Below are 25,577 nucleotides of genomic sequence, written 5' to 3' on the forward strand. Positions count from 1 at the left end.
GAAGGAATCGAGAGCGTGAAGGCACTCGTCCTGGCGGGCGGCAAGGGCACGAGACTGCGCCCGCTGACCCATACCTCGGCCAAGCAACTCGTTCCCGTCGCGAACAAGCCGGTGCTCTTCTACGGGCTGGAGGCGATCAGGGACGCCGGCATCACCGACGTGGGGATCATCGTCGGAGATTCGGGCAGGGAGGTGCGCGAGGCCGTCGGCGACGGTTCGGCGTTCGGGCTCGACGTCACCTACATCCGGCAGGAGGCGCCGCTCGGCCTGGCCCACTGCGTCCTCGTCGCGCGGGAGTTCCTCGGCGACGACCCCTTCGTCATGTACCTGGGTGACAACTTCCTGGTCGGCGGCATCGGCGGCCTGGTCGACGCCTTCCGCGCGGAGGACTGCGACGCCCGCATCCTGCTCACCCGGGTCGCCGAGCCGCAGTTCTACGGCGTCGCCGAGCTCGGCGGGGACGGGGAGATCGTCGCGCTGGAGGAGAAGCCCGAGCACCCGCGCAGCGACCTGGCGATCGTCGGGGTCTACGCGTTCTCGCCCGCGATCCACGAGGCCGTACGCGTGATCACACCGTCGGCCCGGGGCGAGCTGGAGATCACGGACGCGATCAAGTGGCTCATCGACACCGGCCACCGCGTGCGGTCGCACTTCGTCACCGGCTACTGGCGCGACACCGGCAGGCTGCAGGACATGCTGGAGTGCAACCGCATCGTGCTGGAGGCGGTGGAGCCGGACGTCGCGGGGACGGTGGACGGGCTGTCGGAGATCAGCGGGCGCGTCGTGATCGCCCCCGGCGCCGTGGTGGAGGGCTCGGTCATCCGCGGCCCCGTGGTGATCGGCGCCGACACCAAGATCATCGGCTCGTACGTCGGGCCGTACACCTCCATCGGCGAGCGTTGCGTGGTCGAGGACGCCGAGGTGGACTACAGCATCGTGCTCGCCGACTCGTCCGTCCGGGGCGTCCGCGGCATGACCCACTCGCTGATCGGCCGCAACGCGGAGGTCACGAAGGCGACCGGGGTGCCCAACGCCTACCAGCTCATGATCGGGGACCACAGCAGGGTGCAGGTGCGCGCATGAGACTCCTGGTCGCCGGCGCGGCCGGCTTCATCGGCTCCCACTATGTCCGCTCGCTGCTGTCCGGCGCCTACCCCGGCTACGAGGACGCCGAGGTCACGGTGCTGGACAAGCTCACGTACGCGGGCAACCCCGCCAACCTCGCCCCGGTGCGGGACGACCCCGCGTTCACCTTCGCCCACGGCGACGTGTGCGACGCGGAACTGCTGCGCGAGCTGCTCCCCGGGCACGACGTGGTCGTGAACTTCGCCGCGGAGACCCACGTCGACCGCTCGATCAGCGGCGCGGGCGACTTCGTGACGACCAACGTGCTGGGCACGCAGCGCCTGCTGCAGGCCGCCCTCGAGGCGGGCGTCCGCACGTTCGTCCAGGTGTCCACCGACGAGGTCTACGGCTCGATCGACGAGGGGACGTGGACGGAGGCGGAGCCGCTGCTGCCGAACTCGCCCTACTCGGCCGCCAAGGCCGGCGCGGACCTGCTCTGCCGCGCCTACCACCGCACGTACGGGCTGGACGTGCGGCTGACCCGGTGCTGCAACAACTACGGGCCCTACCAGTATCCGGAGAAGGTCATCCCGCTGTTCGTCACCAACCTGATCGACGGGCGTCCCGTGCCGTTGTACGGCGACGGCCGCAACGTGCGGGAGTGGCTGCACGTGGACGACCACTGCCGGGGCATCCAGCTCGTGCTCGACAAGGGGGAGCCCGGCGAGGTCTACAACATCGGCGGCGGGACCGAGCTGAGCAACCTCGATCTCACCCGCAGGATCCTGGACGCCTTCGGCGCCGGGTGGGAGATGGTCGAGCGCGTGCCGGACAGGCCGGGTCACGACCGGCGTTACGCGCTGGACAGCGGGAAGATCCGCGCGATCGGCTACGAGCCCCTCGTGGACTTCGACGAGGGGCTGGCGGACCTCGTCCGCTGGTACCGGGACCACCGGGACTGGTGGCGCCCGCTGGTGGACCGCCGCGGCAGGGACGGCGCGTCGTGAAGAACAGCGTCGTGAAGAACAAGGGACGGGGGTCCTCGATGGAGAAACTGGTCGTGGTCGGGCAGGGCTACGTCGGCCTGCCGCTGGCCGTACGCGCCGTGCACGCGGGGTTCGACGTGGTGGGCGTCGAGGTGGACGAGTGGCGGGTCAAGCGGCTCAACGCCGGCCAGTCGTACGTCGAGGACGTCGGCGACGACGCGCTCGCGGCGGCGCACGAGACGGGCCGCTACCGGGCCTGCGCCGACTACGCCGAGTGCGAGGGCTTCGACATCTGCGTGATCACCGTGCCGACGCCGCTGACGGACGGGGCGCCCGATCTCAGCCACATCGCGTCGGCGGGGCGGTCGCTCGCCCCCCACCTGCGGCCCGGCGCGACCGTGGTGCTCGAGTCGACCACCTATCCCGGCACCACGGAGGAGTATCTGCGCCCGATCCTGGAGGAGGGGTCGGGCCTGCGCGCTCCCGGTGACTTCCACCTGGGCTACAGCCCGGAGCGGATCGATCCCGGCAACGCGCACTGGCGCCTGGAGAACACGCCGAAGGTCGTCTCCGGCCTCGACGAGGCCGCCCTCGCGCGGGTCCGCGCGTTCTACGAGGCCGTCGTCGAGCGGGTCGTGCCCGTGTCCTCGCCGCAGGTCGCCGAGTTGTGCAAGCTCCTGGAGAACACCTTCAGGCACGTCAACATCGCGCTGGTCAACGAGCTGTCGGTGTTCGCCAGGCAACTGGGCATCGACGTGTGGGAGGCCATCGACGCGGCGTCGACCAAGCCGTTCGGCTACCTGCGCTTCACTCCCGGGCCCGGCGTCGGCGGTCACTGCCTGCCGATCGACCCGTCGTACCTGTCGTGGAAGGTCAAGCGCAGCCTCGGGCACAACTTCCGGTTCGTCGAACTGGCCAACGACGTCAACGACCACATGCCCGCGCATGTCGTCGACCGGCTGGTCCTGGCGCTGAACGACCGGCGCAAGGCCGTGAACGGCAGCCGGGTGCTGCTGCTCGGCCTGTCGTACAAGAAGAACACCGGCGACTGCCGCGAGTCGCCCGCGCTGGAGGTGGCGAGGCGCCTGCGCAAGCTGGGCGCGGACGTGCGCGCGGCCGACCCGCACGTCGACCTCGCCCTCCTGCCGGAAGGGGTGGCGATCGCCGAGGCGTCGCCGCCGGAGTTCGCCGCGGCGGACGCCGTCGTGGTCCTGACCGACCACGACTGCTTCGACTACGCCCTGGCCGAGCGCGAGAGCGCCTTCGTCTTCGACACCCGCAACCGCTGCAGGGGGCCCAACGTCGAACTGCTGTGATGTCGCCGTCACGGGCGGCTCCCCGCGAGGGGGGCCGCCCGTGGCGTTTCCGGCGGAGCCGTGGGCGCGGGCCGGTGTCAGGGGGTCAGGTCGTGCGGTCCCACGGCGGGGCCGTGCTCCAGCGGCAGGTCGTCGATGAGCCCGGCTCCCTCGTAGACGTCGCCCGGCAGCGCGAGCCGCGGCGGCGGGGGCCCGTTCCTGCGCGGCCGGCGATCGCCGAGGCGGCGGGCGACGTCGTCCCGCAGCCGGGGCAGGTACGCGTAGAGCCGGTCGCCGGGGCAGGCCGTGCGGTTGAGGTCGCGGTGGCCGATGATGGCCTCGTGCGGGTCGAGGTCGTACACGCCGCACAGCCAGGCGAGCAGCCCGGTCAGCGCGGACAACTGGCGGGTCGAGGGCAGGCCGGAGGTGTACGTCCCCTCGGTCTCGATGCCCAGCGTGTGGTCGTTGTGGTCGGCCGCCTGCGCGCCCAGCACGTGCCTGCCCGCCTCGGCGGCCGGCAGCGAGCGGTTGCGGCCCTCCAGCACGTATCCGCCCCGGCTGACGGTGAACTGCTCGCCGATGTCCTCCCAGCCGTTGCGCCGCATGTGGTAGCGCTGGATCGCCCTGGACAGCCGGAAGGCGGCGTCGAGGTCGGTGGGGCCGGTGTTCGCCGTCGCCGTGTGGTGGACGACGAGCCGGTCGGGCGCCCGGTCGAGCACCTCGGCCTTGCTCTTCGGCGGGTCGGCCTTCCAGTCGGACCGGGTGTACACGCGCGGCCGCCGCGGGCGGTCGCCGGCCAGGGCGGGCGTGGCCGTCGCGGTGATCCCGGCCTGCGCGGCCAGGATCGCCGCGGGCAGACCGGCCGACCACAGGAGCCCGGCCGAGATAAACGCGCGGCGTGAGACCGCTGGCATTCCGTCCTCCCCGAGTGCACGCGGGCCATCGGGGCCCTCGTCCGGGGGGAGGCGGCATCGGTATCCCCTCTCTCCACCGCGGATATTCCTGCGGGCGGAAAACCGGTCACCTGTCAACCGAAATGTCCGCGCCATTCCGGTGGGAAAATCGCCGCAGTCCAGCCACGAAACGGCATAACCACGTTCGCGGGAATGTCGTGAATTTCCCCGTACGGCGGGGATGGTGCTGACCTTGCGTAACGGCGACAGGCCCCGGCTGGGATGCCGCGACGTCACACGGCCGAAACGCGGGCCACCCGAGCGACGGGCCGCTGTTAACCGGATGTTGCATCCGTTATGCGTGTAGATCGCATGTTTCGCGGGTGCGGCACATGTAACGGCCGCACGGTCACGCATGGTCAAAGTGCGTAACGCGCTCTTCCTAGCTTCGATAACCGGCCCCCAGCCGACACAGACGCAGGAGGAACGATGACGGCGACGCAGGCGGCGCGCACGGCCACACAGGAAAAGGGGAAGGGCCGCTGGATCGGTGACTGGCGACCCGACGACTCCGGCTTCTGGGAAAGCGGCGGCAAGAAGGTGGCCCGGCGGAACCTCGTGTTCTCGATCATGGCCGAACACCTGGGATTCACGCTGTGGACCGTGTGGAGCATCGTCGCCGTCAAGCTCGGCTCCTACTCCTTCTCCACCGACCAGCTCTTCTGGATCGTCTCGCTGCCCAACCTCGTGGGCTCCACGCTGCGCATCCCCTACACCTTCGCGCCCGCGCGGTTCGGCGGCCGGAACTGGACCGTCGTCAGCGCGCTGCTGCTGCTGGTGCCCGCCGTCCTGCTCGCGGTCGCGGTGAACGACCCCGGCACTCCGTACTGGGCCTTCCTGGTGATCGCGGCGACGGCCGGGCTCGGCGGCGGCAACTTCGCCTCCAGCATGGCCAACATCACCTACTTCTACCCGCAGAACAGGCAGGGCGCCGCCCTCGGCCTGAACGCGGCCGGCGGCAACATCGGCGTCAGCTCGGTGCAGTTGCTGATGCCGCTGGTCATCGCCGGGTTCGGGCTGGCCGCCGCCGGACTGTTCTGGGTGCCGTTCATCCTCGCCTCCGCCGTCGGGGCGTACTTCTTCATGGACAACCTCACCTCGGCCAAGGCGGAGCCGAAGGAGATGGCCAAGGCGGCCGGCCGGGCGCAGACGTGGATCATGTCGGTCCTCTACATCGGCACGTTCGGCTCGTTCATCGGCTACTCGACCGCGTTCCCGCTGCTGATCAAGTCGCAGTTCCCCGAGCACGCCGCGCTGACCTCGCTCGCGTTCCTCGGCCCGCTGGTCGGCTCGGTCATCCGCCCCGTCGGCGGCTGGCTGTCGGACCGCCTCGGCGGAGCCTCGGTGACGTTCTGGAACTTCGCGGCGATGATCGCCGCGGTCCTGCTCGTCTGGCAGGCCATGGCGGCGCACAGTTTCGCGCTGTTCTTCGCCGCGTTCATGCTGCTGATCGGCACCGCGGGCGTCGGCAACGGCTCGACGTACCGGATGATCCCGGCCATCTTCCGGGCGAAGGCCGTCGGCGCCGCCGAGCCGGGCACCCCCGCGTACGAGGAGGCGCTGGCGACCGGCAGGCGCGACGCCTCGGCCGCCATCGGGTTCATCTCCGCGATCGGCGCCTTCGGCGGCTTCTTCATCAACCGCGGGTTCGGCAGTTCCATCGCCGCCACCGGCGGCGCGGGCGCGGCGCTGGCGGCCTTCGCGGCCTTCTACGCGGTCTGCTTCGCGCTCACCTGGTTCTGCTACATGCGGACCCTCGGCGCGAAGGCCGCGCCGAGCCTGGCGGCGGCCCGCGTCTGAGCCACCTCCACTCGCGGGCGCCGGTGCGGCGCCCGCCTTTTCCGGACCTATGCCTAACAAGCGGCGACAGCACTAGTGAGTTTTCGAGACGACGGGGTCTCTCACACACCACGCCTGCCGGAAGTTGGCGCGGTTGGCGGCTTGTAGCACAGCGGTAACAGAAGGGACCCAGCGGTGAAACCGCCTCTGAGCACCATCGGATCCATGCCGATCTCACTACACGCTCCCGGCCCTGTGATGTCACAGGCCGCCGCGGACGCGACCGTGGGGCCGGCCACACACTGCCCGTACTGCGCGCTGCAGTGCGGCATGTACGTCTCGGACGGGGAGATCACCCCGAGGGAGGACATCCCGGCCAACGCCGGCGGCCTGTGCCAGAAGGGCTGGACGGCGGCCGAACTGCTGACCTCGCCGGAACGGCTCACCACTCCGCTGCTGCACGGCAGCCCGGTGAGCTGGGATGACGCGCTCGACCACGTCGCCGGCCGGATCGAGGCCGTCAGGGCCGCGCACGGGCCCGACGCCGTGGCGGTGTTCGGCGGCGGCGGGCTGACCAACGAGAAGGCCTACCAGCTCGGCAAGTTCGCCAGGGTGGCACTGCGGACCAGCCAGATCGACTACAACGGCAGGTTCTGCATGTCCTCGGCGGCGGCCGCGGTCAACCGGTCCTTCGGCATGGACCGGGGGCTGCCGTTCCCCATCACCGACATCGCCCGCGCGGACGCCGTCCTGTTCGCCGGGGGCAACGTCGCGGAGACCATGCCGCCCTTCGTGCGGCACCTGACCGCGATGCGGTCGGCGGGAGGCAGGCTCGTCGTCGTCGACCCGCGCCGCACCCCGACGGCCAAGATGGCCGACCTGCACCTGCAGGTCACCCCGGGCACCGATCTGGCGCTGGCGCTCGGCCTGCTGCACATCGCGATCGCCGACGGGCACGCCGACCTCGGCTATCTGGCCGCCCGCACCACGGGCTTCGAGGCGGTGCGCACCTCCGTGTCGGCCTGGTGGCCGGAGCGGGTGGAGCGCGTCACCGGTGTCCCGGTCGCCCGGATGCGCGAGGCCGTACGGATCCTCGGCGAGGCGGAGCGCGCGATGGTGCTGACCGGAAGGGGCGCCGAGCAGCACGCCAAGGGCACCGACACCGTCACCGCGTTCGTCAACCTGGCGCTCACCCTCGGGCTGCCGGGCCGTGAGGGCTCCGGCTACGGCTGCGTGACCGGCCAGGGCAACGGCCAGGGCGGCAGGGAGCACGGCCAGAAGGCCGACCAGCTCCCCGGCTACCGCAGGATCGACGACCCGGCGGCGCGGGCCCACGTCGCGGCCGTCTGGGGGGTCGACCCCGCCGCCCTGCCCGGCCCGGGCCGGTCGGCGTACGAGCTGCTCGACGCGCTCGGCACGCCGGATGGGCCGCGGGCGCTGCTGCTCTTCGGCTCCAACCCCATGGTGTCGGCGCCGCGCGCCGGGCATGTCGCGCGGCGGCTGGCGGCGCTCGACCTGCTCGTGGTCTCCGACTTCGTGCTCTCGGAGACCGCGGCCGTGGCCGACGTCGTGCTGCCGACGACCCAGTGGGCCGAGGAGTACGGCACGATGACGAACCTGGAGGGCAGGGTCCTGCTGCGCCGCCGGGCCGTCACGCCCCCGCGGGGCGCGCGCACCGACCTGGAGATCCTGCGCGGCCTCGCCGAACGGCTCGGCTGCGGCGAGAAGTTCCCCGCCGACCCGCGCGTGGTCTTCGACGAGCTGCGCCGGGCCTCCGCCGGGGGCGTCGCCGACTACTCCGGCATCACCTACGAGAGGATCGCGGCCGAGACCGGGGTGTTCTGGCCGTGTCCTGAGACCGCGGGCGAGCCCCACCCGGGAACCCCGCGGCCGTTCCTGGACCGCTTCGCCACCCCCGACGGCCGGGCCCGCCTGGTGCCGGTCGACCACCGCCCGCCCGCCGAGGACGTGGACGAGGAGTTCCCGCTCTACCTCACGACAGGGCGGGTGCTCGCCCACTACCAGTCGGGGGCGCAGACGCGCCGGATCCGCCCGCTCGCGGAGGCGTCGCCCGAGGTGTTCGTGGAGCTGCACCCTGACCTCGCCGAACGGCTGGGCGTCGCCTCCGGTGACCGCGTCCTGGTGCGCAGCCGCCGGGGCGCCGCCGAGGCGGTCGCCCGGGTCGACACCTCGATCCGGCCGGACACGCTGTTCATGCCGTTCCACTGGGAGGGCGTCAACCGGCTCACCAACGCGGCGCTCGACCCGTCGTCGCGGATGCCGGAGTTCAAGGTCTGCGCCGCCGCACTGCAGCGCTGCGAAGACGGGGAGCGCCGCGAAGACGGGGAGCGTGTCGCGTGAGGCTCGTCGTGGTGGGAAACGGGATGGCGGGCTCGCGTCTGGTCAGCGAGGTCCGCGCCCGCGACGCGAACGTGCGGATCACCGTGTTCGGCGCCGAGGCCTGGCAGCCGTACAACCGGGTGCTGCTGTCGAACGTGGTGGCGGGCACGTCGAGCCCTGACCAGGTCAGGCTGCTCGACCCCCGCTGGTACGCCGAGCACGGCGTGACCGCCCGCCTCGGCGTCGCGGTGACCGCGATCGACAGGGACTGCAGGACGGTGATCGCCGCCGACGGGACGCGCGAGCCGTACGACGTGCTGGTGCTGGCCACCGGCAGCGAGGCGGTCGTCCCGCCGATCCCCGGCGTGGAGCGGGCGACGGCGTTCCGCACGCTGGACGACTGCGACCGGATCAGGCAGGCCGCCGCGAGCGCGCGCGGCGCGGTCGTGGTCGGCGGCGGGCTGCTCGGCGTCGAGGCGGCGCGCGGCCTGGCCGGGCGTGGCGTCCCCGTGACGCTGCTGCACCTGGCCGGCCACCTCATGGAGCGCCAGCTCGACGAGGAGGCCGGGCTCATCCTCCGCGAGACGCTCGGCGCGCTCGGCGTCACCGTCCGCACGGGCGTCACGGTGAGCGCGATCCACGAGCGGCACGTGGAGCTCTCCGGCGGGGAGCCGACCGGCGCCGGCCTGATCGAGCCGGACCTGATCGAGCCGGACCTGATCGAGGCCGACCTGGTCGTGCTCGCCTGCGGCGTGCGCCCGGTCGTCGGGCTCGCCCGCGACGCCGGGCTGGAGGTCGGGCGCGGCGTCGTCGTGGACGACGAACTGCGCACCGACGACCCGTCGATCTTCGCGATCGGGGAGTGCGCCCAGCACGCGGGCCGCGTCTACGGGCTGGTGGCGCCCGGCTGGGAGCAGGCGTCCGTGGTCGCCGACCTGGTCACCGGCGCCGACAAGGACGCGCGCTACCGGGGCTCGCGGCTGGTCACCCGGCTCAAGGCCAAGAGCGTGGAGCTCGCGGCGATGGGGGAGACGCGGCTGACCGAGGACGAGGCGGAGATCGTCCGCTTCTCCCACCGGCGCGGCGGCACCTACCGCAAGCTCGTCATCAGGGACGGCCGGCTGGTCGGCGCCATCCTGCTGGGCGAGACCTCCGCCGTGGGCGCGCTCACCCAGCTGTTCGACCGGGGAGTACCCCTGCCGGGCGACCGGACCGGGCTGCTGTTCCCCGACCTCGGGCCCGTCGGCGCGGCCGTCGCCGACAGCCCCACCCGGATGCCGGACTCGGCCCGGGTCTGCCAGTGCAACAACGTGACGAAGGGCCGGATCAGGGCGTGCTGGGAGTCCGGCGCGCGGGACGTGGAGGCCGTGGCCGCCGCGACGCGGGCCACCACCGGCTGCGGGAGCTGCCGAGACGCGGTGGAGGGCATCGTCGGCTGGCTGTGTGAGCAGGAGGGTGTCAGCGCATGAGACTCGTCGTAGTGGGACACGGCCCGGCGGCGCACCGCCTGATCGAGACGCTGGCCGGCCGGGGCTTCAGCGGGACCGTCACCGTGTTCGGGGAGGAGCCCCGCCCGGCCTACGACCGGGTGGCGCTCACCTCCTACCTCAGCGGCAAGAGCGTCGAGGACCTCACCTATCCGGTGCCGGACGGCGTCACGGTCAGGACCGGCGTCCGCGTCACCGCCATCGACCGCGCCCGGCGGGTCGTCACCACCGACGCCGGCGACAGCGAGCCGTACGACGTGCTGGTGCTGGCCACCGGGTCGGCGCCGTTCGTGCCGCCGGTGCCGGGCAGGGACCTGCCGGGCTGCTTCGTCTACCGGACGATCGACGACCTGGACGCCATCAGGGAGGCGTCGCGGGGCGCCCGCGCGGGCGTGGTCGTCGGTGGCGGGCTGCTCGGCCTGGAGGCGGCCGACGCGCTGCGCGGGCTCGGGCTCGACACGCACGTCATCGAGATGAGCGGCCGGCTCATGCCCCGCCAGGTGGACGAGGGCGGCGGCTCGGTGCTGCGCGGCCACATCGAGGCGCTCGGGCTGACCATCCACACCGACGCCGGGGTGCGCTCGATCGAGGCGGGCCAGGACGGCAGGGTCGCGTCGCTGGTGAAGCCGGACGGCGAGACGATCGGCGCGCAGGTCGTCGTCTTCTCCGCCGGCATCAGGCCGCGCGACGAGCTCGCCCGCGACTGCGGGCTGGAGGTCGGAGAGCGCGGCGGCGTCGTGGTCGACGAGGGCATGCGCACCTCCGACGAGCGCGTCTACGCGATCGGCGAGTGCGCCCTGGCGGGCGGCGTCGTCTACGGCCTGGTCGGGCCGTGCAACACCCAGGCGGAGGTGGCCGCCGAGCGCATCATGGACGGGGACGCCTCCTTCACGGGCGCCGACATGTCCACCAAGCTCAAGCTGCTCGGCGTCGAGGTGGCTCAGTTCGGGGCGATGTCCGGGGCGCTCGACGTCACCTACATGGACCCCGTGGGCGGCGTGTACAAGCGGCTGTTCATCAGCGACGACGCCAAGACCCTGCTCGGCGGCGTCTGCGTCGGCGACGCCGCGCCGTACGACGCGCTGCGGCCCTTCGTCGGCAGGCCGCTGCCCGGCGCGCCGAGCGACCTGCTGTTCGCGGGCGCGGGCGGCGCGTCGGCCGAGCTGCCCGACGACGCGCAGGTCTGCTCCTGCAACAACGTCACGAAGGGGAGGATCTGCGCGGCCATCGCCGACAAGGGCCTGACCGACGTGGGGGGCATCAAGGACTGCACCCGGGCCGGCACCACCTGCGGCAGTTGCGTGCCGATGCTCAAGCAGCTCCTGGTGAAGTCGGGCGTCGACGTCGGCAAGGCGCTGTGCGAGCACTTCTCCCACAGCAGGGCCGAGCTGTTCGACATCGTGAACGTCCGCGGCATCACCACGTTCTCCCAGCTCATCGCCGAGCACGGCACCGGCCGCGGCTGCGACATCTGCAAGCCGGTCGTCGCCTCGATCCTCGCCTCGCTCGGTCGCGGCCACATCCTCGACGGCGAGCAGGCCGCGCTGCAGGACACCAACGACCAGTTCCTCGCCAACATCCAGAAGAACGGCACCTACTCGGTCGTCCCGCGCATCCCGGGCGGCGAGATCACCCCGGACAAGCTCATCGTCATCGGCGAGGTGGCCCGCGACTTCGGGCTCTACACGAAGATCACCGGAGCGCAGCGCATCGACCTGCTCGGGGCACGGGTAGAGCAACTGCCCGCCATCTGGCGCCGCCTCGTCGACGCCGGCTTCGAGTCCGGGCACGCGTACGGCAAGGCGCTGCGCACGGTGAAGTCCTGCGTGGGGTCCACCTGGTGCAGGTACGGCGTGCAGGACTCGGTCGGCATGGCCATCGCCCTTGAACTGCGCTACCGGGGGCTGCGCTCGCCGCACAAGCTGAAGTCGGCCGTCTCCGGCTGCGCCCGCGAGTGCGCCGAGGCCAGGTCGAAGGACTTCGGCATCATCGCCACCGAGCAGGGCTGGAACCTCTACGTGGGCGGCAACGGCGGCTTCAAGCCCCGCCACGCCGACCTGCTCGCGTCCGACCTGTCCACCGACGACCTGGTCAGGACCATCGACAGGTTCCTGATGTTCTACATCCGCACGGCCGACCGGCTGCAGCGGACCGCGGCCTGGCTGGAGAACCTGGACGGCGGGCTCGACTACCTCCGTGAGGTGATCATGGAGGACTCGCTCGGCATCTGCGCCGAGCTCGACGCCCAGATGGAGCGGCACGTGTCCACGTACGCCGACGAGTGGCGCACCACCATCGAGGACCCCGACAAGCTGCGCCGCTTCGTCAGCTTCGTCAACGCCCCCGGCGTTCCCGACCCCTCGATCTCCTTCGAGACCGAACGCGACCAGATCAAGCCGGTGCTGATCCCCCTGGAGGTGACCCGCTGATGACCGTTCTCGACGCGACCCCTGCCCTTGCCGGCCACTGGACCCCGGTATGCGCCTACACCGACCTGCTGCCCGAGCGGGGCGCGGCGGTGCTCGTCGGCGACCGGCAGGTGGCGGTCTTCCGCGCCTTCGACGGCGCCCTGTACGCCCTGGGCAACCTCGACCCGTTCAGCGGGGCGCAGGTTATGTCGAGAGGCATCGTCGGCACGAGGAACGGCGAGCCGACCGTGGCCTCGCCGATGCACAAGCAGGTTTTCTCGCTGATCAGCGGTGTATGCGTGGACAACCCTCGCGTCGCCGTGCCGACCTATCCCATCCGAGTGACGGACGGAACCGTGGAGGTGAGCGTGGCATGACCGCGCTGATGGACCGCACACCCCTGGAGATGGCCCCGATGAGCCTGGAGACGGCGCCGGACGCGCTGGCCGGGTTCACGATCGGGGTGACGGCGACCCGCCGCAGCGAGGAGCTGGCCGCGCTCCTCGAGCGGCGGGGCGCCCGGGTCGTGCGGGCGCCCGCGATCCGCATCGTGCCGCTCGAGGAGGACGCCGGGCTGCTCGCCGCGACCCGGGCGTGCCTGGAGGCGCCCGTCGACGACGTGGTAATCACCACGGGCGTCGGCTTCCGCGGGTGGATGGCGGCGGCCGAGGGCTGGGGCCTGTCGGCCGACCTCAACGCACACCTCGGGAACGCGCGGCTGCTCGCGCGCGGCCCCAAGGCGCGGGGAGCCGTGCGGGCGGCGGGACTGGCGGACTTCTGGACCCCGGCCACCGAGTCGTGCGAAGAGGTCAAGGAGTACCTGCTCGCGCAGGACCTGCGTGGCCGCCGCATCGCGGTGCAGTTGCACGGCGAGCCGCTCGACGGCTTCGTCGCGTCGCTGCGGGAGGCGGGCGCCGAGGTGATCGAGGTGCCGGTCTACCGGTGGCTGCCCTACCGCGACACCTCGCCGCTGCGCCGCCTGATCAGCCAGGTGATCACCGGTTCGGTGGACGCGGTGGCCTTCACCAGCGCTCCCGCGGTGCTCGCGATGCTGGGCGCCGCCCGCGCCGACGGGCTCGAGGACGCGCTGCTGGCCGCGTTCGACACGCGCGTGGTGGCCGCCTGCGTCGGCCCGGTCACGGCGGGGCCGCTGACCCAGCGGGGCGTGCGGGCCGTCCAGCCCGACCGGGCCCGTCTCGGCGCCCTCGCCAGGACCCTCGCCCGCCACCTGCCGGAAAGTGGCGTGACGCGGCTCGTCGCGGGCGGGCACGACCTGGAGATCCGCGGCCACGCCGTGGTGGTAGACGGCGAGCTCAAGCCGCTGCCGCCCGCCCCGATGGCCGTGCTCAAGCGGCTCGCCGAGCGTCCTGGGCACGTCGTGAACCGGGCCGACCTGCGGGTCGTGCTGCCCGGCGGCCCCTCAAGGGACTCGGCCGAGCACGCCGTCGAGATGGCCATCACCCGCCTGCGCCGGGCGCTCGGCCCCTCGGGCATCGTCGAGACCGTCGTCAAGCGCGGCTACCGTCTCGCCTGCGGCAGGGACGAGCGGTGACCCCGACCCTGGTGATGGCGGCGCACGGCGCCCGCAGCGGCCACTGGGAGTCGGTCATGGACTGCCTGGCGGCCAGGGTGCGCAGGGCCAGGCCCGCCACGCGGGTCGAGCTCGGGTTCCTGGAGATCAGCACGCCGTCGCTGTCCGACGTGCTGTCGCGGGTGCCGGGACCTGTCGTGGTCGTGCCCATGCTGCTCGCCGGGGGATATCACGCGCACATCGACCTGCCCGCCGTCGTCGCCCGCGTCCGGCCGGACGCGGTCGTCGCCGGGCAGCTCGGGCCGCACCGCCTGCTCACCTCGGTGCTGGCGCGGCGCCTGGCGGCGGCGGGCCTGCGCCCCTGCGACGCCGTCGTCCTCGGCGCGGCCGGCTCGTCCGACCCCGCCGCGCTGGACGACGTCCGCGCCGCCGCCCGCCTGCTGTCCGTACGGCTCTCGCGTCCCGTCACCGCGGCCTTCGCCTCGGCCGGGACGCCCGCGGTGCCCGAGGCGCTGGAGCGCATCAGGGCCGGCCTCGCCCCGCGCGTCGCAGTCGCCTCCTACCTGCTCGCGCCCGGCTTCTTCCACGACCGGCTGCTGGACAGCGGCGCCGACCTGGTCAGCGCGCCCCTCGGCGCGGACAGCGATCTGGCCGCCCTCGTCTGGACCAGGTTCGACGAGGCCGTCGTCCGCCACGCGGCGGCCGCGCCGTACGCCCACCCGTCGTACGCCGCGGGTGACAGGGGCTGACCGGAGGTCCCGAGCGCGGCTCACCGGTCCGCGGTGAGACCGGGGCCCTCCGGCGGCCAGGGCCCGGCGTGCCCTTTCACGGCGTGCCCTTTCACGGCGTGCCCTTTCACGGCGTGCTCTTGAACAGCGCGTTCCTCCTGAGCGCGGCCGGCCGCCACCGCTGAATCCTCCCGAGCGCCCGCGGGCGACCGCCCGGCGTGAGCGCACGCAGGGAGATGTGCGGAGACCACGAAGCGCACCACCATGATCCGCAGGTCCGCGATTCGGTTCCGTCGCGGGCAGGCCCGGCCACGGGGCCGCTGAACGGCCCGCCTGTGCCGCCGGTGGCCACCGGATGAGCCGCCGTTCCGCCCTCAGAGGGGCCCGGCCGCGCAGCGGCATGGCCGTGCCTCGCTGGAGCGGACGGCGGCCCGCGCTTCATGAGCGGCGAACCCCGCCGCCGCACCCTCCGTACGAGGAGGCCATATGAGCCTTGACCATGCACATCAGGCGAGCGGCAGGGGCGCGCTCGCGGCCGGAGCCCCGGCGGTGCGCCCGGCGCCTGGAGAGCTCGGCGGAACGCGCCGCAGACCCGCGGACGCCTGCCTGCCCGACCTGCTGCGGGAGCACGTGCGGGCGCAGCCTGGCCGTACGGCGTGCGTGTACGGCGACGAGCGTCTCACCTTCCGCGAGCTGGCGGAGCGCAGCGCGGACCTGGCCGCCCGCCTGCGGCGGCTCGGCGTGGCCGCCGACGACTGCGTCGGCCTGTTCGCCGAGCCGTCCGTCGAGCTGATTACGGGCGTGTGGGGGATCCTGTGCTCCGGCGGCGCCTACCTGCCGCTGTCCCCGGAGTACCCGGAGGAGCGGCTGCGCTACATCATCGAGGACTCCAGGACCTCGGTCATCCTGACGCAGCGGGCCCTCGCGGCGCGGCTGGCGGAGCTGGCGCCGCGCGGGACGACGATAGTCGTCCTCGACCCGGCGGCCGGTGAGAGCCACACCGAGAGCGCCGCCGAGAGCGCCGCTGAGCGGGCGGACGCGAGCGCGGCCCGCATCGATCCCGGCGACGCGGCGTACGTCGTCTACACCTCGGGGAGCACGGGCAGGCCGAAGGGCGTGGTGATCGAGCACCGCGCCATCGTCAGCCAGATGCGGTGGCTGAACGCCGTCCACCGGATCGACCGGGACCGGGTCGTCCTGCAGAAGACCCCGCTGAGCTTCGACGCGGCCCAGTGGGAGATCCTCGCGCCCGCCTGCGGGAGCACGGTCGTCATGGGCGCCCCCGGCCTCTACCGCGACCCCGAGGAACTCATCGACACCGTCGTGGCGCACGGCGTGACCACGCTGCAGTGCGTCCCGACCCTCCTGCAGGCGCTGGTCGACACCGAGCGGCTGGGGGAGTGCGTCACGCTCACCGGGCTCTTCAGCGGCGGTGAGGCCCTGTCCCGGCGCCTCGCGCTGCAGTGCCTGGAGGCGCTGCCGCACTGCGAGCTGGTCAACCTCTACGGGCCGACCGAGTGCACCATCAACGCCTCCAGTTTCGTCGTCCGCAGGGACGCCGTCGCCGCGGGCCCGGGGACGATCCCGATCGGCAGGCCGGCGCACGGCACCTGGTTCCTCGTTCTCGACGGCGACCGCGTGGTGACGACACCCGGCGAGATCGGCGAGTTGCACATCGGCGGCGTCCAGCTCGCGCGCGGATACCTGCACAGGCCCGACCTGACCGCGGAGAGGTTCGTCGCCGGCCCCTTCGACGCAGGACCGTTCGACACGGGCCCGTTCGACGCCGGCCCGGACACCTCCCGGCTCTACCGCACCGGCGACCTGGCGTACTGGAACGGCGACGGCACCCTCCAGTTCGCCGGCCGCGCCGACAACCAGGTGAAACTGCGGGGTTTCCGGATCGAGCTGGACGAGATCAGGCTGGGCATCGAGAGCCACGACTGGGTCAGCAACGCGGCGGTCGTCGTCAAGGACGACGACGCGACGGGGGCGCAGCAGCTCGTCGCGTACGTCGAGCTGAATCCCAAGGAAGCGGCCCTGATGGACCAGGGCGAGCACGGCGCCCACCACCTGTCGAAGGACAGCAGGCTCCAGGTGCTGGCACAGCTGTCCGACGGCGGCTGCCGCGACGAGGCGGAGATCAGGGGCAGGGCGGTGACGGCCCTGCCCGGCGCGGTGGCGACCGCGGAGCAGCGCAGGCGGGTGTTCGCCCGCAAGACCTACCGCTTCTTCGAAGGCGGGGAGGTCACGAAGGACGACATCGTGCGGCTGCTGGGCAGGACCGGCGCGGCCGCCCGGCCGCGCGGCCTCGACACGCTGAGCCTCGCCGAGCTGGGCGCGATCCTGCGCTACTTCGGGCAGTTCTCCAGCGACGACCGGATGCTGCCCAAGTACGGCTACGCCTCTCCCGGGTCCCTCTACGCCACCCAGATGTACCTGGAGATCGGCGGCATCGACGGCGTGCGGCCCGGATTCCACTACTACCACCCGGTGCGGCACGAGCTGGTCCTGATCGGGGAGACGGAGGCCACGGCGACGCCGCGCCTGAGGATCCACTTCGTGGGCAAGCGGCGGGCGATCGAGCCGATCTACAAGAGGAACGTCCGCGAGGTCCTGGAGTTCGAGGCCGGGCACATGGTCGGGCTGTTCGAGGAGATCCTCCCGGAACACGGCCTCGGCATCACGCCTCTCGGTCACCTGCCGGAGACGAAGGACCGGCTCGACTGCGCGGACGAGGACGACTACCTCGGCACGTTCGCCGTCGGGCCGTACGCGGGGCCGCGGCGGGAGGACTCGCTCGACTTCTACGTGCAGGCCCACGAGGGCAAGGTGCGGGGACTGCCCGGCGGCCTCTACCGGTACGACGCCGGCGACCTGCACCGGATCTCCGGCGACGTGATCCTGAAGAAGCACGTCGTCGCCATCAACCAGGAGGTCTACCAGCGGTCCAGCTTCGGGGTCGCGCTGGTGGGCAGGCCCGGCCCCGGCTGGCTCGACTACCTCGACCTCGGCCGCGGGCTGCACCGCCTGCAGATGAACGACCTGGGCCTGGGGCTCATGTCGTCCGGCTACAGCTCGAAGACCGGGGACGACCTGCCGTCGGCGCGGCGGATGGAGGGCATCCTGCGCGCCTGCGGCCGGGAGCCCGGCCCGTTCTACTTCGCCGTGGGCGGCCGTGTCAGCGAGGAGCAGGTGCTGAGCACGGGGATGAAGGAGGACGCCGTCCACATGCGGGGCCCGACGGAGATCATCAGGGACGACCTGAGCGGGTTCCTGCCCGACTACATGCTGCCGAACCGGGTCGTGATCCTCGACCGCCTGCCGCGCACGGTCAACGGCAAGATCGACGCGAAGGCGCTGGCGGCGCTGCCGGTCCCGGTGTCCGCCGGCCCGCCCTTCGTCGCGCCCCGGACGGAGGACGAGAAGCGGATCGCCGAACTGTGGGGGCGGGTGCTGAAACGGGAGAAGGTCTCGGCGCGGGACGATTTCTTCGTCTGCGGGGGAAACTCGCTGACCGCGCTGGCGCTCGTAAAGGGAATCAACAAGGAGTTCGGTTGTTCGCTCCCGCTCCAGGTGGTGTTCCGGGCGCCGACCGTGGAGAAACTCGCGATGGAGGTGCGGCCCGGCGCCGCGCGGTCTTCCTCGCGTCTGGTCGGGCTCAATACCACAGGCTCGGGAAACGCGATCTACTGCTGGCCGGGTCTGGGTGGATACCCGATGAATCTCCGGTCGCTGGCCGAGAGGATAGGGGTTGACCGGCCGTTCTACGCCCTTCAGGCTTACGGCATAAATGAAGAAGAGGTCCCGTATTCCACGGTACGGGAGATGGCCGAGGAGGATATCCGGGTCATAAGGCGGGTCCAGCCCGAAGGGCCGTACATGCTGTGGGGATACTCCTTCGGCGCCCGCGTCGCCTTCGAGGCGGCCCGCCTGCTGGAAGGGATGGGCGAGCGGGTCGAGCGCCTGCTGCTCATCGCCCCGGGGTCGCCGGAGGTGCGCGCGGGCGACGATCCCGGCGGTGGTGACGAGCCCGTCTACACCAACAGGAAGTTCGTGACGATCCTGTTCTCGGTTTTCGCCGGCCGGATCGACGGGCCGTTGCTCGACGACTGCCTGAGGGAGGCCGCGGACGAGGATGGATTCGTTTCGTTCGCCGGGTCGCGTTTCCCGGATATCGATCCCGATCTGGTGCGGAGAATCGTCCGCACGGTGACCGCGACTTATCGGATGAGAATTCAGGACGGAGGTGGCACGGAGCGGCGCGTCGATGCTCCGATAACGATACTGAAAGCCCGGGGCGACGAGCCGTCGTTCGTCGAGCGCGGGACCGGATTGTTTTCCGAGCCGCCGTCCGTCGTCGATCTCGACGCCGATCATTACGGCATTCTCAGGGACCCGGGCCTGCGGGAGCTGCTGCGAGCCCTGCGCCGGGTGCCCGGCCTGTGATTTCCGTCGGAAACCGGATGTACGTCGAGGTGAACGCGAGGAGGCGACGATGCCGCACGTGAATATCAGACATTTTCCCCGGCCCTTGACCGGTGAGCAGGAGGCCGCGCTGGTCGCCGCGGTGAGCGCGGCCGTAAGGGACGCCTTCGAATGCGACGAAGGCGTGGTCTCGATCGCGCTGGAGCCGGTCGCGCCGGAGGAGTGGGACCGGACGGTCTACCAGCCCGAGATCGTCGGGCGCCGGCATCTGCTCCGCAAGACCCCCGATTACTGATGAACGACGACCAGGCGCCGGCGCCACGCGGAGAACGGCCCGCGGGACTGCTGCGCATCCTGTCGGAGGACCTGCGGACGATCGTCGAGCGGGATCCGTCCGTCCGCGGCCGGTGGGAGGCGCTGCTGCACCCGGTGCTGCCCGCGCTGTGGCTGCACCGGGTCGCGCACCCGCTGCACCGGTGGGGCCGGCGGCTTCCGGCCCGGCTGCTGATGCTCGTCGGGCGCGCGGTCACCGGGGTGGAGATCCACCCGGGCGCGGTGCTCGGGCGCAGGGTCTTCATCGACCACGGCGCGGCCGTGGTGATCGGGGAGACCGCGGTCGTGGGCGACGACGTGACCATCTACCACCAGGTGACCCTGGGCGCGGTCGGCTGGTGGCGCGACAACCGGCGCGCCGAGGGGGAGCGGCGGCACCCGGTGATCGGCGCCCGGGTGGTGCTCGGCGTCGGCGCGACCGTCCTCGGCCCTGTGCGCGTGGGCGACGACGCCGTGATCGGGGCGCGGGCGCTGGTCGTCGGGGACGTGCCGGCCGGCGCGCGCGCCCTCGCCCCGCTCGGGGCCGTTCACGCCACCCGCGACGCCGCGCTGTCTCGTGACGCCGCGCAGTCCCCGGCCGTCCAGGCTCGCCACTCCCCGCCCTCTGAAGAAAGGAATGGATCGATGAATCCGGACAGCACGGTCCTGATCGTCGGCGCGACCGACGAGACCGTGCGCAAGGCCAAGGAACTCGGCCTGAGCGTGCTGCTGCTCCAGCACCCCACCAAGGTCAACGCCGAGCAGGAGGAGCTCGCCGACGTCCTGCGCGTGCTGGACTACACCGACTGGGCGGCTGTCGAGCCGGTCGCCAGGGAGCTGATGGACGGGCCCGGGTTCCGCGTCGCGGTCTCCATCACGGAGCCGGGACTGGAGAACGCGGGACGGGTCAACGACCTGTTCGGACTGGGCGGCACCGGCTACGAGGTCACCCGGAGGTTCCGCGACAAGCTGGCCATGCGCCGCCACCTCGCATCGGTCGCGGGGGAGGGGCCCGACCCGTCCGCGCTGGCCGCCGAGCCCCTGGTCCTGCGCGAGGACCTGGACGCCTTCGCGGCACTCCACGGCTACCCGTTCATCGTCAAACCGACCGACGCGACCGCCAGCATCGGCGTGTTCAAGGTCGCGGGTCCCGAGGACGCCGAGCGGGTCTGGGCCACGGTGGAGGGACTGCGCGGCACGCGGACCGACCGGGTCTCCACGATGTACCTCCTGCAGGACTTCTTCATGGAGGAGTACGTCGAGGGGCCGGAGTTCAGCGTCGAGGCGTTCAGCTTCGCCGGCCGCCACGTGGTCGTGGCGATCACCGAGAAGTTCGGCCACCACGACAGCTTCGCCGAGCTGGGCCACGCCGTGCCGGCCCGGGTGCCGGAGACCGACTGGGAGCGGATCCGCGCCGCCGTGAGCCGCTTCCTCGACAAGATCGGCCTCAGGGACGGCGTCACGCACACGGAGGTGCGGCTGGGCGCCCGCGGCCCGGTGATCATCGAGAGCCACAACCGCATCGCCGGTGACATGATCCCGGAGCTCGTGCGGGCCGCGTACGGCGTCGACATGATCGAGTACGCGCTGGGCTGGCCGTTCGGGCTGGTCGCCGAGCTGCCCGACAGGCCGCGGGCGCACGCGGGAGCCAGCGTGCGCTCCCTGGTGAGCGAGGCCGGCCGGGTCGAGTCGGTGGAGGGCGTCGCCGACGCCGCGGCGCTGGACGGCGTGCTGGAGGTGCGCGTCACCGCCAAGCCGGGAGACACCGTCCACTCGATCCGCGACAACTGGGACCGGCTCGGCCTGGTGGCGGTCACCGGCCCCGACACGACCGCCGCCATCCGCCGCGGCGCGGAGGTGATCGAGGAGGCCATCCGGATCAGGGTGGCGGGCGAGGACGGGCGGACCTGGCTCGCCCGGGTGGCCGAGGTCAGATCGCTCGCGGAGGTGCCGGCATGAGCGTCGTCATCGTGCACCGCAATCCGCTGGAGCCGTTCCCCTACCACCGGTGGCTGCACGACTACGAGGGCCCTGTGGTGATCCTCGCGGCGCGCGACAGGTTCGAGCCGTTCGGCGAGCGGATCCCCGAGGGGAACCTCGGCTACACGCACCTTGAGCTGTTCGACCACGACGACGAGGTGGCGGGGCGGGTCGCGCATCTCGCCGCCGAGTACGGCGCCACGCACCTGATCGGGGAGCACGAGGCCGACGTGCTGCGCGTCGCGGAACTGCGGGAGGAGCTCGGGCTGCCCGGCCCGCGCCCCGCCGACGTGCTGCCGTTCCGTGACAAGGCACTGATGAAGGAGCACGCCGCGCGGGCCGGGGTGGAGGTCGCGCCGCACACCGTGCCGAAGACCGGGGAGGACGTGCTGGACTTCGCCGGCGTCCACGGGTTCCCCCTGGTGTTCAAGAACAGGGCCGGCTTCAACTCCATCGGCCTGCGCATCCTGCGCGACCAGGACGCGCTGACGGACTTCATCGCCGAGGCGTACGGCTCGCCGCGCGACGACCTGCTGCTCGAGGCGTACGTGCCCGGCCGCATGTGCCACGTCGACGGGCTGGTGGTGAACGGCGAGATGGTGCTGGCCTGGCCATCGCAGTACCAGTACGAGCTCGCGTCGTTCGGCACCGACCCCGGCTCCCGGGTGGACCTGGCGCTCGACCCCGGCGACCCGCTCACCGGCCGGCTGCTGGAGCTGACCGAACGGACGCTGGCGGCGCTGCGGGGCCCCGGCGGCGGGCCGCGCGACCACGCCTTCCACGCGGAGATCTTCCACACGCCCGACGACCGGCTGGTGCTGTGCGAGATCGCCTGCCGGTCCGGCGGCGGGAAGATCCGCGAGGTCTTCCACACGCTGTTCGGGGTCAACCTCGCCGAGTCCTCCATCCGGGCCCAGCTCGGCCTGCCGCTGCCCGACCTGGAGCGGGCCGTGCGACCCGGGAAGCGGCCGGTGCCCGCGCGGATGGCGGGTCAGGTGCTCATGATGAAGCGGCCGGGCCTGATCCGCGCGCTGCCCGACGTTCCCGGGGAGCCGTGGGTGGAGCACTTCTGGCTCTTCGCGCAGCCGGGCCAGGTGGTTCCGCCCGCCTCCGGCTCCGCGGACTTCCTTACCGTGGTGGTCGCCTCGGCGCCGACCAGGGCGGAGTGCGAGCGCAGGCTGCGCTCGCTCGGCGCGCGCCTGGAGGAGCAGGTGCTGATCGAGGCGGTGCCGTCGTGACACGGTCGACGCGGGTACGGTACATGGCCGGCATGGTGGTCGACGCCACCGGCAGCGGCATGTACCTGCCCCTGTCCCTGCTGTTCTTCCACTACGTCACCGGGCTGCCGATCGAGCGGGTCGGCGTGATCATGACGGCGGCGGCGCTGTTCGCCCTGGTCGGCAACCCGATCGCGGGCGTGCTGGTCGACCGGTTCGGGGCGCGCGCCGTCGTGGTGGGCGGTTACGTGGTGCGCGCCGCGGGGTTCGCCACCTACCCGCTGGTGGACTCGCCGCTGACGATGTTCCTGGCGGTGGCGCTGGTGGCGCTCGGCGACGGCTCCTACCCGCCGTCGATCCAGTCGTTCGTCGCCGCGATCGCGCGGGGCGCGGACCGCGACAGGCTCCTCGCCGCGCAGCGCAGCCTGCGCAACGCGGGCCTCGGCGCGGGCGGCCTCATCGCGGGCGCCGCGCTCGGCCTGGGCAGCGACGCCGCCTACCGGGTGATCGTCCTCGTCAGCGCGGCCGCGTTCGTCGGCGCCGCCCTGATCCTCCGTACGATCCCGGTGCCCGGCGGACCTGCCCGCACGGCGGTCCGTACGGCGGAGCCCGCGGCGCCTCGGCGGCGCGGGGGATACCGGCTGGTCCTGCGCGACCGGACGTTCCTCACGCTCACCCTGCAGAACGTGCCGACCGCCTTCGGCTACATGGTGCTGTCGGTGGCGCTGCCGGTCTACGTCACCCAGGAACTGGGCGTGCCCGCGTCGATGGTCGGCGTGGTGTACGCCGTCAACACCGTCGGCATCGCGTTGCTGCAGATCCCGGTGACGCGGCGGCTGATCCGGTATCGGCGGACCCGCACCGTCGCGGCCGGCGCCTTCACCTTCGCGGCGTCCTTCGTGGTGTTCGCCGTGCTGGCCGGGGTCACCGTCCAGTCGGTCGCGCTGGCCGGGGTCTTCGCCGCGACGGTGCTGTTCACGCTGGGCGAGATGCTGCACGGCGCGCCGCTGTCGGCGCTCGTGTCGAGCGCGGCTCCCGAGGAGACCCACGGCAGGTACATGTCCGTGTACCAGTTCTCCTGGGCCATCCCCACCACGCTGGCTCCGGCCGTGCTGACCGCGCTGCTGGGCCTGTCGCCCGTCTCCATGTGGCTGTTGCTCGCGGGAGGCGCCGCCTGCTCGGCCCTCACCGTGCTCCGCCTGGAGACGCGGCTGCCCGCCAGGGCCGTACACCCGAACGCCGGGCAGGACCCGGAAGACCCGCAAGGGACAGAGATCGGGGACCGTCGCGACGCGGCGGCGACACAGAGGGCCGGGGTGGACTGATGGGCACATCGAGCTGGCACGTGCTGCGAGGAGAGGATCCCGCGTTCGCGTTGCCCGAGGCGGCGGGCCAGTGCGGCTGGGTCAGCCAGCTGCGGCCGTTGATCGTGGAGATGACCGAGCCGGGTGACGTCGTGCTCGACCCGTTCGCCGGCTGGGGCACCACGCTGGTCGCGTGCGCGGTCGAGTCGCGCACCGGCATCGGGCTGGAGGTCTCACCCGAGCGCGCGGAGCAGGCCCGCCGGCGCCTGGAGGCGTATCCCGGGCAGACGATGCTGTGCGCGGACGCCCGCAAGCCGCCGCTGCCCGAGGAGTCGGTGGACTTCGTCCTGGGCGACCTGCCCTACTTCGGCACCAACCTGGACACCCACTCCGGGGTGGACGGCCAGCTCTACGCGCTGCGCGACTACGAGGACTACCTGAGCGCGCTGGACGAGGTGTTCGCGTCGATCACCCGGATCATGCGCCCCGGCGCGCGGGCGGTGCTGGCCGTGCAGAACCGCCGACTGGGCGGCAGGTTCGTGCCGCTCGCCTGGGACGCCGCCCGGGTGCTCGGCCGCCATCTGACCCTCGGCGACGAGCGGATCCACTGCTACGACCGGCCCACGAGCGACGAAGGACCGATGCTGACCAACCGCTCGCACGAGTACCTGCTCGTGGCGGAGAAGCAGCCGGCGCACCAGTGACGGCACCAGTGACTGCAGCACGGCCGGGAGCCCCGCGGCGCCGGACGGCCGGCCCGGCATGAAGGAGTACGGATGATCCCCCTCGTCAGCAGCGACATCGCGACCAAGATCGACGACCTCATCGGCGGCACCCCCTTGTTCCGCCTCACCCTCGACGGAGTGCCTCCGACCGCCACCGTGCTCGCCAAGCTGGAGTCGGCGAACCCGCTGTCGAGCATCAAGGACCGGGTGGCCCTGCGCATGATCGAGGAGGCCGAGGCGTCCGGCGAGCTGACTCCAGGCACGACCGTGATCGAGTCCACCTCGGGCAACACCGGCATCGCCCTGGCGGCGCTGGCGGTGAGCCGGGGATACCCGTGCATCGTCGTGCTGCCGGAGAACGCGTCGAAGGAACGCGTGCTGACCCTGCGCATGCTGGGCGCGCGGGTCGAGTTCACCGACCCCGCCCTCGGCTTCCAGGGGTGCGTCGACCGGGCCAGGGAACTGCACGCCGCCGTCCCCGGAGCCTGGTACGCGTGCCAGCACGAGAACGCCGCCAACGTCATGGCCCACTACACGACCACGGGACCGGAGATCTGGGCCGCCACCGGCGGCGAGGTCGACGTGCTGGTGTGCGGGGTCGGGACCGGTGGCACCCTCACGGGGACGGGCCGCTACCTGCGTGAGCGCAACCCGGGGCTGCGCATCGTCGCGGTCGAGCCGGAGGGGTCGCCCCTGCTGTCCGGCGGCTCTCCAGGCCCGCACCGGATCCCCGGTCTCAACGGCGGGTTCACCAGCCCTGTCACCGACGTCACCATCATCGACGAGGTGATCACGGTGTCCGACGACGACGCGGCCGCCGCGACGCGGGCCATCGCCGCGACCACCGGGCTGCTGGTCGGAGTCTCCTCGGGAGCGGCGGCGCACGGCTGCGCCGAACTCGCCCGCCGTCACGACCTGTCGGGCCGGACGGTCGTGACCATCTTCCCCGACACCGGTGAGCGCTACCTCAGCTGGTGGCCCGCCTGACCTGGGCTTTCAACCTCAAGGTTGACGAGAGGAGCGGTGACGCCGTACGGTC

Annotated in this window: 18 protein-coding genes; 17 read left to right on the forward strand and 1 reads right to left on the reverse strand. The window is 72.3% G+C overall.

The genetic code is table 11. The annotated features are described in order from the left end of the window. Positions 1–15: 15 nt before the first annotated feature. From HHX31_RS06110 to HHX31_RS06120, 3 genes are read left to right on the forward strand one after another with little or no spacing between them, the layout of a single operon-like run. Entirely contained in the window at positions 16–1,083 is a 1,068-nt protein-coding gene (locus tag HHX31_RS06110) for a glucose-1-phosphate thymidylyltransferase (protein ID WP_169945945.1), read from the forward strand. After that, entirely contained in the window at positions 1,080–2,072 is a 993-nt protein-coding gene (gene rfbB, locus HHX31_RS06115) for a dTDP-glucose 4,6-dehydratase (protein ID WP_169945947.1), read from the forward strand. Before HHX31_RS06110 ends, rfbB begins: the two co-directional genes overlap by 4 nt. Continuing rightward, a complete protein-coding gene (locus HHX31_RS06120) occupies positions 2,069–3,367 on the forward strand; it encodes a nucleotide sugar dehydrogenase (protein WP_311931616.1) in 1,299 nt (432 codons plus the stop codon). Before rfbB ends, HHX31_RS06120 begins: the two co-directional genes overlap by 4 nt. Before the next feature lie 77 nt (positions 3,368–3,444). On the opposite strand, the gene HHX31_RS06125 is transcribed toward HHX31_RS06120, so the two are convergent. Next, complete coding sequence (locus HHX31_RS06125) at positions 3,445–4,260, reverse strand: N-acetylmuramoyl-L-alanine amidase (RefSeq protein ID WP_169945948.1); 816 nt, start codon at positions 4,258–4,260, stop codon at positions 3,445–3,447. A gap of 468 nt (positions 4,261–4,728) precedes the next feature. Here HHX31_RS06125 and HHX31_RS06130 point away from each other — a divergent pair, with 468 nt between their 5' ends. From HHX31_RS06130 to HHX31_RS06195, 14 genes are all read left to right on the forward strand, one after another. Beyond that, positions 4,729–6,099, forward strand: coding sequence for an MFS transporter (locus HHX31_RS06130; protein ID WP_169945950.1), 1,371 nt, complete (start codon positions 4,729–4,731; stop codon positions 6,097–6,099). A gap of 237 nt (positions 6,100–6,336) precedes the next feature. After that, entirely contained in the window at positions 6,337–8,439 is a 2,103-nt protein-coding gene (locus HHX31_RS06135) for a molybdopterin oxidoreductase family protein (RefSeq protein ID WP_249345746.1), read from the forward strand. Then, complete coding sequence (locus HHX31_RS06140; RefSeq protein ID WP_169945954.1) at positions 8,436–9,887, forward strand: FAD-dependent oxidoreductase; 1,452 nt, start codon at positions 8,436–8,438, stop codon at positions 9,885–9,887. Before HHX31_RS06135 ends, HHX31_RS06140 begins: the two co-directional genes overlap by 4 nt. Next, positions 9,884–12,334 (forward strand): nitrite reductase large subunit NirB, encoded by a 2,451-nt coding sequence (gene nirB, locus HHX31_RS06145; protein WP_169945956.1) that lies wholly within the window; start codon positions 9,884–9,886, stop codon positions 12,332–12,334. Before HHX31_RS06140 ends, nirB begins: the two co-directional genes overlap by 4 nt. Next, the gene (gene nirD / locus HHX31_RS06150) at positions 12,334–12,690 is read left to right on the forward strand and encodes a nitrite reductase small subunit NirD (RefSeq protein ID WP_169945958.1); all 357 of its coding nucleotides are present in this window, start codon (positions 12,334–12,336) and stop codon (positions 12,688–12,690) included. Before nirB ends, nirD begins: the two co-directional genes overlap by 1 nt. Continuing rightward, on the forward strand, positions 12,687–13,865 hold the full coding sequence (locus tag HHX31_RS06155; RefSeq protein WP_249345657.1) for a uroporphyrinogen-III synthase: 1,179 nt from the start codon (positions 12,687–12,689) through the stop codon (positions 13,863–13,865). Before nirD ends, HHX31_RS06155 begins: the two co-directional genes overlap by 4 nt. Further along, the gene (locus tag HHX31_RS06160) at positions 13,862–14,593 is read left to right on the forward strand and encodes a CbiX/SirB N-terminal domain-containing protein (RefSeq protein ID WP_311931617.1); all 732 of its coding nucleotides are present in this window, start codon (positions 13,862–13,864) and stop codon (positions 14,591–14,593) included. Before HHX31_RS06155 ends, HHX31_RS06160 begins: the two co-directional genes overlap by 4 nt. A gap of 465 nt (positions 14,594–15,058) precedes the next feature. Further along, positions 15,059–19,021 carry an amino acid adenylation domain-containing protein gene (locus HHX31_RS06165; protein ID WP_211589361.1) on the forward strand — a complete coding sequence of 1,321 codons (3,963 nt, stop codon included), beginning with the start codon at positions 15,059–15,061 and terminating at the stop codon, positions 19,019–19,021. Between the two features lie 58 nt (positions 19,022–19,079). Beyond that, positions 19,080–19,295 carry a hypothetical protein gene (locus tag HHX31_RS33555; protein ID WP_211589362.1) on the forward strand — a complete coding sequence of 72 codons (216 nt, stop codon included), beginning with the start codon at positions 19,080–19,082 and terminating at the stop codon, positions 19,293–19,295. After that, on the forward strand, positions 19,295–21,271 hold the full coding sequence (epsC, locus tag HHX31_RS06175) for a serine O-acetyltransferase EpsC (protein ID WP_211589363.1): 1,977 nt from the start codon (positions 19,295–19,297) through the stop codon (positions 21,269–21,271). Before HHX31_RS33555 ends, epsC begins: the two co-directional genes overlap by 1 nt. After that, positions 21,268–22,530, forward strand: a complete 1,263-nt coding sequence (locus HHX31_RS06180) for a hypothetical protein (RefSeq protein ID WP_169945960.1) — start codon at positions 21,268–21,270, stop codon at positions 22,528–22,530. Before epsC ends, HHX31_RS06180 begins: the two co-directional genes overlap by 4 nt. Continuing rightward, positions 22,527–23,834 carry an MFS transporter gene (locus tag HHX31_RS06185; RefSeq protein ID WP_211589364.1) on the forward strand — a complete coding sequence of 436 codons (1,308 nt, stop codon included), beginning with the start codon at positions 22,527–22,529 and terminating at the stop codon, positions 23,832–23,834. The genes HHX31_RS06180 and HHX31_RS06185 overlap by 4 nt, the downstream gene beginning before the upstream one ends. Beyond that, positions 23,834–24,517 (forward strand): TRM11 family methyltransferase, encoded by a 684-nt coding sequence (locus HHX31_RS06190; RefSeq protein WP_169945962.1) that lies wholly within the window; start codon positions 23,834–23,836, stop codon positions 24,515–24,517. Before HHX31_RS06185 ends, HHX31_RS06190 begins: the two co-directional genes overlap by 1 nt. Positions 24,518–24,589: 72 nt before the next feature. Next, positions 24,590–25,525 (forward strand): PLP-dependent cysteine synthase family protein, encoded by a 936-nt coding sequence (locus tag HHX31_RS06195; protein WP_169945964.1) that lies wholly within the window; start codon positions 24,590–24,592, stop codon positions 25,523–25,525. Positions 25,526–25,577 lie beyond the last annotated feature (52 nt).

Source organism: Microbispora sp. H11081, assembly GCF_012999535.1.
GTDB lineage: Bacteria > Actinomycetota > Actinomycetes > Streptosporangiales > Streptosporangiaceae > Microbispora.